This is a genomic window from Paenibacillus sp. 05T425 (assembly GCF_056396205.1).
This window is the reverse complement of the sequence record NZ_JBFTLA010000003.1, coordinates 515,910-525,783: the sequence shown is the minus strand read 5'-3', so window position 1 is coordinate 525,783 and position 9,874 is coordinate 515,910. Positions and strand designations below refer to the sequence as shown.

The window sequence follows — 9,874 nt, the reverse complement described above, 5'->3', positions numbered from 1 at the left end:
CACTTCGTGATCCCCGTCCTGCTTCATACTCCTTCAGAATGGCTAATTTCTCTTCCCCGCAGTACTCATTTATTTGAGACATGAAAAAACTCCCCTTGATAAACAGGTTTTTATTATTTCACCTGTCTACCTAAAGGGGAGCATATCATAGCAGGACGGCCTTTCTTTTCGTTATATCTAAATTATTGCGCCGATGCCGCCGCTTCCTTCGCAGCTCCGTTCGTATTCGCGATACGTTGCTTGCGCGACTTGCGGAAGTACAACAATTCATAAATACAAGGCACGATGATAAGCGTAAGCAATGTCGCAGCCGTCAGTCCGCCTATGACAACTATAGCAAGACTTTGCGAGACAATGCTTCCCGACTCATGCGAGCCGAATATAAGCGGCAGCATGGCTGAGACGGTCGCCACAGCTGTCATAACGATTGGACGCATCCTTGTCGTTGCGGCCTCAATAAGCGCCTCGCGAATCGACATGTGCTCCTCGTTCTGTCTGACGCGGTCGAGCAATACGATCGCATTCGTGACGACGATACCGATCAGCATAAGCGCCCCGAACATCGCAGTGAAGTCTGGCGTTACGCCTGAGATGAGCAAGCCTGTCACTGCGCCGATAGCCGCAAGCGGCAGCGAGAACATAATGGCAAGCGGTGTGCGCAATGTCTTGAACGACAGCACCATAATCAAGTATACGAGACCGATGGAGATCAATGCGGTTAAGCCCAGATCCGCGAAATCACTCGCTTGCTCCGCAGATGCACCGCCTACGGATAACGCAACGCCTTCCGGCAGCTTAAGGTCATTTGTCTTATCGGTAATCGCACTGCCGACGACCGACAGCTCTTTCGGTTCAACGGTTGCCGTTACGCGTACATACATTTTACCGTCTTTATGGTAGAAGCTGCTTGGCTCTTCCTTACGAACGAGCTCGGCAACATCCGACATCGCTTTCGGACCAGCTTCGGTCATAACCGTCAGCGATTTTAGATCCGTTTCAGAGGTTGGGTTGACGATTGGCTGCAATATAACAGGCGTGTCATGATCCTCAATACGGATGCTGCCAATCGGCAATGGGTTCAGCATGCTTTGCAGTTGCATCGCAAGCTCTTCGCCTTTCGCAGCAGCTGGATCGATATTGAACGAGTAGACTGGCTTCTTCTCCTCGAGATTGCTTTCCACCTTTAGCACGCCGTCTACCGGTTTCAGCGCTGCAAGCAGCTCTTGAGCCGCTTGTTCAACCTTCGCCGGATCTTCGCCCGTTACGTCTACGAAAATTTGCGATGAGCCTCCGCCCATCATCAAATCGGTAGCGTTCACGAGCAGTTCCGCTTCTCCATAACCATCCTTCTGTTTTTTCACATCATCCATGAACTGCTCGGCATCGACTCCGTCGTTCAAATCGACGATATAACTGACAAGTGTTGGCGAATTGACTCCGCCATACTGTGCTGCGTCCGAGCTGTTGCCCAGCGTCATCATGACCCACTCCGCGCTTTCGTTCGCCGTCAAATACGACTCGAGTTTCTTGCCGCCCTCTTCTACCGCCTCAGCAGGCGTATCGCTCGGATATTGCAGCGAGACGTTTACCGTTCCAGCGCTGGAAGAATCGAGCGCTCCCTTCGGCATCGCGACGTATGCGCCGATTGAGCCTACGAACAGTACGATTGCGATCACAATCGGCACCCATTTCCGTTGCAAGTTCCAGCGGATGAATGCTGCGAACTTCGGCGAGCCTGTATGCACCTTCTCCTTCGTGCCGCGCAATAACCACGCGCTTAACAATGGAACAACAGTCAGCGCTACAATAAGCGATGCTAGAAGCGAGTAAGCAACAGTCAATGCGAATGGCAAAAGGAACGCTTGGAGCGATCCACGCAGAAGTCCCATTGGCAGGAATACCGCTACCGTTACGAGCGTCGACGACGTAATCGCCGATGCCACTTCCTTCGTCGCGTCTGTAATGAGCTTCATGGAGAAAGGCTCTTTTTGTAATCTTCTATATATATTTTCAATGACGACGATACTATCGTCGACAAGTCGACCGACCGCAACCGCAACGCCGCCTAGTGTAATAATGTTGAGCGAAACGCCGGATAATTGCAGCAAATAGAGCGTAATGCCGAGTGACAACGGTATGGATACGACCGTTACGATCGTCGCCTTCAGATTGCGCATGAACAATAAAATAACAATTGTAGCGAATAATGCACCCAGCAATACTTCGCGAAGCATGCTGTTCACCGAGGATACGACCGACTCAGCCGTGCTAAGCACGACGGAAATTTCGATCCCCTCTACGTCTTCGTTCAATCGGTTAACCGCCTCTTCGATTGCGTTGCCGGCTTTAACCGCATTAGCGTCCGCCGACTTGGAAATGGTGAACATGATTGCGTCCTTGCCGTTCAGTCGGTTAATGCTCTCCTGATCATTGGCATAGTCGACCTTCGCGACGTCAGCAAGCGTTACACCTGGAATGATCGGAAGTTTGCGCAGCGTCTCGATATCCGCAATTTGATCGTTAAGGACAATGTTGGTCGCCGATCCGTCTACGTTCTTCTCGCCTAGCGATGCCGTTACGCCCCGTCCTTGCAGTACGCCCATCAGCGTTTGCGCAGGAATGCCAGCCGATGCCAGCTTATCCGTTAGCGGAGTCACTTGAATGGTTGGCGTCGACTTGCCGCCAATCGAAATCTGTCCCGCTCCCTCGGAACGCTGCAGTTCCGCTTTTACTTCCTTGAACTTGTCATCCTTCTGCTGATCAGTTAGCCCTTCTTCGAAGGTCAGTACGACCCAAGAGATAGGTATCATCGAAGTGTTGAATTGCACGACGAACGGCTTCATAACGCCCGCCGGAAGCTGTACCTGATCGACGATTCGTTCGATCTCCGCCTTCGCTTCCTTCATATTCGTTTTCGAATCAAAATTCAAGTTCACTTGAGCGTAACCATCGCCTGAGGTCGAGAACATATCCGTCTTGCCTTTCACGAAGGCCACCGCTTCTTCAATCGGTCCCGTCACTTGCTGTTCCATCGACTTCGCGTCATTGCCCGGTCCGATTGCCGTAATCATGACTTGCGGATTGTCCGCAGCTGGCAAAAACTCCATCGGCAGCCTGAGGTAGCTCATCACCCCCATCGCTAGTGCCATGATTACAATCAAAATAATAGCTGCCTTATTGCGGAAGGACCACTCCGTCAATCTACTCATCTTTCCCGACTCCTTCTCCCATACGGTTTCTTTGTTTTTGTCTTTCATAATCATAAGGGTCAGGCAGACTTTGTAAAAACGTCTCGAGAACGTTATTTGATCTCGCCTTTAGTCGGAACTAATCTACGCCTTAAGTCTAGGTCGACCTCATAAATGAGTAAGTACTCACTTCTATTTTTGCGATCCCTCGCTTATAATCAAATAAAGTGAGTAATCACTCATTCACGACATTCCATTCGAGGAGCGTGTATTTCATGTCGGCTACCCCTTCGGTAAACGGGCAATCGGTGTCTGCTGTACAGTTGCATCAGATACAGCGTCGATTTAATGGCAAAACCATACTCGACGGCATATCGCTTACCATTCCGCAAGGCGAGCTATTCGGGCTGCTCGGCCCCTCCGGCTCTGGCAAAACAACTCTTATTAAGCTTATAACAGGTATCGACCGCGCCGACGGCGGCAGTGTTCACATGCTTGGCGAGCCCATTCCTCAGCTTAAGATGCTGCAAGCGTTCGGCTATATGGCGCAATCCGACGCTCTCTACAATGAGCTGACCGGCAAACAGAACTTAGCATTCTTCGGTGCGCTATTTGGCTTAAAAGGCGCTAAGCTGCAAGCACGCATTCAAGCGGTTGCCGCACTCGTTGAGCTGTCTGACCACCATAACAAGCAAGTTAGCGCCTACTCAGGCGGGATGAAGCGCAGATTATCGCTGGCCACCGCACTGCTCCATGAGCCTCGGCTGCTCGTTCTCGACGAGCCGACCGTAGGCATCGATCCGGTGCTGCGGCGATCGATATGGGCGGAGCTTTCGGCTCTTAGCCAGCAAGGCGTAACGATTATCGTAACGACTCATGTCATGGACGAGGCTGAGAAATGTGACCGCCTAGGCATGATTAGAGACGGCAAGCTAATCGCTGTCGATACGCCGCAAGCCATAATCAAGCAAGCGGGAGCGGCAACGATCGAGGAAGCGTTCATCACTCTCGGGCAGCAGCAAGCTGCCGGAACGGAGGCGACACAATGAGAATTCGCGCACTGGCCCTCCGCATCATTCGGCAATTTATTAGAGACAAGCGAACGCTCGCTCTATTATTCCTTGCTCCATTGCTCATCTTAAGCTTGATGAAGCTGGTCTTCGACGGTCAAGCGATAACCCCCGATATTGGGACGGTCAACGCGCCGCAAGCATTCACAGACGAGCTGAGCGCAGCCGGCGCATCGCTAACGGAGTACGCCTCGACCGACGAGGCGCAACTGGCGATTGAGCATGGGGATCTCGATGCTTTCATCCAAGTCGGCACTCCCGGATTCGCAATCACACTCGAAGGCAGCGACCCGGCGATGAATAAGGCGGTTATGCTGCTATTCCAAAACACGCTTCAAGCAAAGGTCAGCTCGTCACTGCCGGCGATCACCTATTTGCATGGCGGTCCGGATATGGCCTCTTTCGACTCATTCGGCCCGGTTCTTATTGGTTTCTTCTCGTTTTTCTTTGTCTTCCTGCTCGCTGGCGTGTCATTTCTAAGAGAGCGTACGACCGGCACCTTGGAACGTCTGCTTGCCTCCCCGATCCGACGCAGCGAGGTGGTGCTCGGTTACTTGGCAGGCTTCGGTCTGTTCACGCTCATACAGGCGATGCTGATCGCTTGGTATTCCATTAACGTGTTAGGCATGTACATGGCCGGACAGATCGGTTATGTGCTGCTTATTAACCTGCTGCTCTCATTAACCGCGTTGACGCTGGGAACTCTCCTGTCTTCTTTTGCCAGCAATGAATTTCAAATTATTCAGTTCATCCCCATTGTCATCGTGCCGCAAGCCTTTTTCTCCGGCTTGTTCAATCTTGACGCGATGAATCCTTGGCTGCAAAAGATCAGCTATGCCATGCCGCTCTTCTATGGAGCCGACGCGATGCAAGGCATCATGATTCGCGGCGAAGGCTGGCGTGACTTCGGGATCGATGTATATGTGCTCATTGGCTTCTCCTTGCTGTTTACGTTGCTGAACGTGCTGGCGCTGAAGAAACACAGGAGCATGTAAGAATTTCATTACTTTGCTATAATGACTTCAATAGATAGAGAATGGTAAGGAGTGAGGAAGTGTCTGAGCGTAGGGATGAGCAAGAACCGATAGAAAAATGGCTGAAGGAGCTTCTGAAGCTCGACGAGGCTGAACATGCGATGACCGATAAGCAGCTCAAGATCGTGCAGGCTGCCGCCGATATTTTCGCGGAGAAAGGGTTCGCCGCTTCCTCAACAAGCGAGATTGCGCAGCGTGCAGGCGTTGCGGAGGGGACGATATTCCGTCATTACAAGACGAAGAAGGATTTGCTGCTGTCGATCGTCACGCCAGTGATGGCGAAGCTGATTGCACCGTTCGTCCTGCGTGACTTCAATAAAGTGCTGGATAGCACCTATGACAGCTACGACCAACTACTGCGCGCCATTATTGTTAATCGTATCGAGTTTATAGAGAAGAACATGAAAATCCTAAAGATATTCATTCAGGAAATTCCGTTCCAACCCGACATGCAAGAGCAGTTCCAGAAGCAAATACTTTCGAAAATATTGGAGAAGCTGACCGCCAGCGTCGAAAAGTTCCAGCGCAACGGGTCGCTTATCGGTTGGTCGCCGCTCACGATCATTCGGTTATCGGTGTCTAGTATAATCGGTTATGTGCTATCGCGTTCATTGTTCGGTTCGAAGGATGCGGTGAACTGGGATGATGAAGCGGAACGAGAAGCTACAATTACATTTGTATTAAAGGGATTGGCTCCATAAAAAGGAAGGGCTGTGCCGTTAGCGAATCAGATCGCTAATCGCACAGCCCTCTTTCATGCTCTTGCCCAGCCTACGCTTCTGTCGCGGTTTCCTGCTTGTCCAGCGAGCGGAATCGGATCAGCAACAACAGTGCGGCTAAACATAAGATGCCGCCGATCAAATAAGGAAGACCCATCGAGATGGTGAACACGAACGAGCCAAGCAACGGTCCGGCAATACGTCCGAGACTGTCCATCGAGGAGCTAAGTCCGGAAGCAACGCCTTTCCCTACCTTCGTCTTCTGAGTAATTAACGACGTTACACAAGGTCTGATTAGCGAGTTCCCGATGCCGAATACGGCCAGCGAAAGTGTTGCCCACCATAAGGAATGAGCACCTAGAAGCATAAAAAATCCGACCGCCGAAATGACAAGTCCGATGCCGATGTATTTCGGTTCATCGCCCGTCTTAATCCGGCGTCTTACGAAGCCGCCTTGCACAAGCGCTCCGACAAAACCGCAGACGAAGAATAAAATGCCGACCTGCAGCGGCGTCACATCAAATCGCTTCATTCCGAAAAACTGCAGTGTCGCCTCCATGCCCGCGAGCGTAAAGGTTACGAAGAAAGCAAGCACATACAAGTATTTGAGCGGTCCTGTGAATGCTGAAAAGCGGGACTCCCGCTTCTCCGTGCTCTTGCGACGCTGCTCTGGCGGCAACGATTCCTTCAGCATCATGAAAGCCAAAATGAACGTAATTAGCGCTAGACCCGATGCGGTGTAGAACGGCGTCTCCAGCGATATGAGACTTAATATCCCTCCAAAGCCTGGTCCAACAGTGAAGCCCAGACCGATCGACATGCCGACAAGTCCCATCCCTTTCGTCCGTTGCTCAGGCGGAGTAATGTCTGCTACATAAGCGACGATAACCGATGCAACCGCACCGGAGAACAATCCGCCAAGAATACGGGACAAATACATGAGCGCCAAGTCGCCTGAAGACAGACCGAACAGCAGGAAGCTGACTGCAAAGCCCAATATGCCGGTTAAAATAATGGGTCTTCTGCCGATCCGATCCGACAATCCGCCCCATAACGGGGACAGAACAAAGGATACAGCCGAATACAAAGCAAGCATCCAGCCGGTATGAATCTCCGCCCCATCCGGGTCGGCGGCTTGTATAATTTCTGGCATAACCGGGATGATAATGCCAAAGCCTATGAAAGTCGTCATTAAAGTTGCCATTACGATAGCCATACGATTTTTTAACATGCTTAATCCCTCCACCCACCTATGTTACCATAACCGTTTATGGGATTGGTATGAACAATTCGAGAACAAATAGCCAAACCTATCCTTTTATAAAAATATAGGAAAGTATAAATTCCACACTTATACTTGCGTCTACATTTCACCGTGAAACACTGTTTTTGCCCCCAAAGATGGCGAGAGCCGTTTGCGCATGAATGAAAATGAAGCTTGCATTCCCCCCTGTTTTTGCTATACTGGGGCTTGTTTGCACATCAGATGAAAGGCAGGGATGAAAGCGATGGATCATAGCAATACCCCGCTCTTCAACGCCCTTCGCCGACATGCGGCGCAGGATCCCGTTCAGTTCCACATACCCGGTCACAAAAAAGGGCTAGGAAGCGATTCCGAATTTCGTGAATTTATCGGCGACAATGCTTTGTCGATCGATCTCATCAATATAGCACCGCTTGATGACCTGCATCAGCCAACCGGAGTCATTGAGGAAGCTCAGAAGCTTGCCTCCGATGCGTTCGGTTCCGATTATACGTACTTCTCCGTACAAGGAACGAGCGGCGCTATTATGACGATGATTTTGTCCGTATGCGCGCCGGGCGATAAAATTATCGTTCCACGCAACGTTCATAAGTCTATTATGGCGGCTATTATTTTCGCAGGCGCGAGACCCGTTTTCATTTCTCCCGCTCGCGACAGCAATCTTGGTATTGATCACGGCATTACGACCCGTTCCGTACGCAAAGCGCTAGAGCGTCACCCTGACTCCAAAGCCGTGCTTGTTATTAATCCGACCTACTTCGGCATTTGCGCTAACTTAAAGGAAATCGTTGAGCTCGTTCATAGCTACGATATTCCTGTCCTTGTCGACGAGGCGCATGGGGTGCTCATTCATTTCCATGAGAAGCTGCCGATGTCCGCCATGCAAGCAGGAGCAGATATGGCGGCTACGAGCGTACATAAGCTCGGCGGTTCCATGACACAAAGCTCGGTGCTTAACGTTCGCAAAGGTCGTGTTAATCCGCAGCGCGTGCAGACGATCATCAGTATGCTGACGACCACTTCGACTTCCTATATATTGCTTGCGTCGCTAGACACATCGCGCCGCAATCTAGCGCTTAACGGACATGAGCTTGCCGAGAAAGCGATCTCGCTTGCCCAACATGCTCGCGCGGAAATTAATAAGATTCCGGGACTCCATAGCTTCGGAGAAGAAATTCTCGGAGGCGAAGCGACGTATGATTACGATCCGACGAAAGTATGCATTCACGTCCGTCATCTCGGCATTACCGGATACGAGACAGAGAACTGGCTGCGCGACAACTATAATGTTGAGATCGAGCTGAGCGATATGTATAACATTCTTTGCCTAGTTACGCCTGGTGATACGTCCGACTCGGTATCAAAATTAATCGAAGCGCTGCGCGGGCTGTCCGATAAGTTCCACGAAGGCGCTGAAGCACGCGAGCTCGTCGTCAAGATTCCGGACATTCCGCAGCTCTCGCTGACGCCGCGCGACGCCTTTTACGCCGAGACAGAAGTTATTCCGTTCAAGGAATCTGCAGGCCGGATTATTGCTGAATTCATCTACGTCTATCCGCCGGGAATTCCGATTCTGCTGCCGGGCGAGGTCATCTCGCAAAAAAATATCGACTACATTATCGATCATGTCGAGGTCGGCCTGCCAGTCAAAGGACCGGAAGATCGCAGCATCGAGTACGTGAAAGTAATCGTCGAAGAAACGGCTATCAGCTAATATCCTTTTATTGTCACTGCCAAACGGTCATGCTATGATGTTGACAGAGGTGAGAGTCGATGAGTCAGAGCGCTTATATTAAATTCGTGCAAGGTTCATTAGCCCCGAGCTTAACGTTAGACGATGTACGCAGCAATCTGCAGCATTATAGGGAACAGACGGCGCTCACCGGAACCCAACTCGATTGGGATTATGCTGAAGCCGCTTTCCCTTACACGTTCGAATCGAAAGGCGACGATCGCTGGTTCTATTTGAAAGGAATCACATCTCACTACAATCACATTCTATTCGGCACTGGCGAAGCGACTAGCGCGGCCGGCGATACCGTACCTTGCGTACAGGTCGTCCTGCCGGACAGCGCGACGCATGGGGACAAGGCGAAAGCTAATGAACTATGCAAGTACATGGCGAAGCAGCTGCAAGCCGAGCTTACGCTGTTCAACGGCCGGACCGTTTATTATTATCCACGCAAGTAAACGAAAGCATAAGAAAAGAAGGGGCAGCCGCGGCTGCCCCTTCTTTTCTTATGCAATGATAAAGTCGGCGAATTACTTCGCTTCGTTCTCCGTACGAGCAATTTCCTCGTAAATAGCTGTAACGCGATCCCACTCGGCGTCGTCTTCGATGCCAACGAGGAATGCTTCTTCGTTCTCTTCTTCAATACGGAAAATAACGCCGTCCGCTTCCGGATCGTTGCGATCCAGCAGAACTGCGTATACATTGTTCTCGGATTCAAACGTATAAACCATAACCATCTCACGCTCTATGCCTTCATCGTCAGTCACGATAAACACATGCTCTTCGTGCTCATGGTCTTCACCGCAACCGCAATTATCTCCATGCTCATGCTGATGCTCGCTCATGATATTACCCCATTTCAGTTAT

The 9,874-nt window shown here is 50.9% G+C and carries 8 protein-coding genes; 5 read left to right on the top strand and 3 right to left on the bottom strand.

Features of this window, described 5'->3' with window-relative positions:
• Positions 1-182: 182 nt before the first annotated feature.
• Positions 183-3,209, bottom strand: coding sequence for an efflux RND transporter permease subunit (locus tag AC1DF0_RS09080; RefSeq protein ID WP_477573709.1), 3,027 nt, complete (start codon positions 3,207-3,209; stop codon positions 183-185).
• Positions 3,210-3,463: 254 nt separating this feature from the next.
• On the opposite strand from AC1DF0_RS09080, the gene AC1DF0_RS09075 reads away from it, so the two are divergent.
• Genes AC1DF0_RS09075 through AC1DF0_RS09065 form a run of 3 tightly spaced genes read left to right on the top strand, consistent with a single transcriptional unit; the run spans position 3,464 to position 5,993 of the window.
• Positions 3,464-4,237 (top strand): ABC transporter ATP-binding protein, encoded by a 774-nt coding sequence (locus AC1DF0_RS09075; protein WP_477573708.1) that lies wholly within the window; start codon positions 3,464-3,466, stop codon positions 4,235-4,237.
• Positions 4,234-5,253: an ABC transporter permease gene (locus AC1DF0_RS09070; RefSeq protein WP_477573707.1), complete on the top strand. Its 1,020-nt coding sequence runs from the start codon at positions 4,234-4,236 to the stop codon at positions 5,251-5,253. Before AC1DF0_RS09075 ends, AC1DF0_RS09070 begins: the two co-directional genes overlap by 4 nt.
• Before the next feature lie 59 nt (positions 5,254-5,312).
• Positions 5,313-5,993 carry a TetR/AcrR family transcriptional regulator gene (locus AC1DF0_RS09065; RefSeq protein WP_442051176.1) on the top strand — a complete coding sequence of 227 codons (681 nt, stop codon included), beginning with the start codon at positions 5,313-5,315 and terminating at the stop codon, positions 5,991-5,993.
• 70 nt (positions 5,994-6,063) lie between these two features.
• Here AC1DF0_RS09065 and AC1DF0_RS09060 read toward each other — a convergent pair whose 3' ends face one another.
• Complete coding sequence (locus tag AC1DF0_RS09060; RefSeq protein ID WP_477573706.1) at positions 6,064-7,242, bottom strand: MFS transporter; 1,179 nt, start codon at positions 7,240-7,242, stop codon at positions 6,064-6,066.
• A gap of 277 nt (positions 7,243-7,519) precedes the next feature.
• Here AC1DF0_RS09060 and AC1DF0_RS09055 point away from each other — a divergent pair, with 277 nt between their 5' ends.
• Complete coding sequence (locus AC1DF0_RS09055) at positions 7,520-8,989, top strand: aminotransferase class I/II-fold pyridoxal phosphate-dependent enzyme (RefSeq protein ID WP_475820433.1); 1,470 nt, start codon at positions 7,520-7,522, stop codon at positions 8,987-8,989.
• A 59-nt stretch (positions 8,990-9,048) separates the two neighbouring features.
• A complete protein-coding gene (locus AC1DF0_RS09050; RefSeq protein ID WP_442052778.1) occupies positions 9,049-9,465 on the top strand; it encodes a DUF1885 family protein in 417 nt (138 codons plus the stop codon).
• Between the two features lie 72 nt (positions 9,466-9,537).
• Here the strand turns inward: AC1DF0_RS09050 and AC1DF0_RS09045 are convergent, their stop codons facing one another.
• On the bottom strand, positions 9,538-9,852 hold the full coding sequence (locus tag AC1DF0_RS09045) for a DUF1292 domain-containing protein (RefSeq protein ID WP_337098693.1): 315 nt from the start codon (positions 9,850-9,852) through the stop codon (positions 9,538-9,540).
• Between the last annotated feature and the right edge of the window lie 22 nt (positions 9,853-9,874).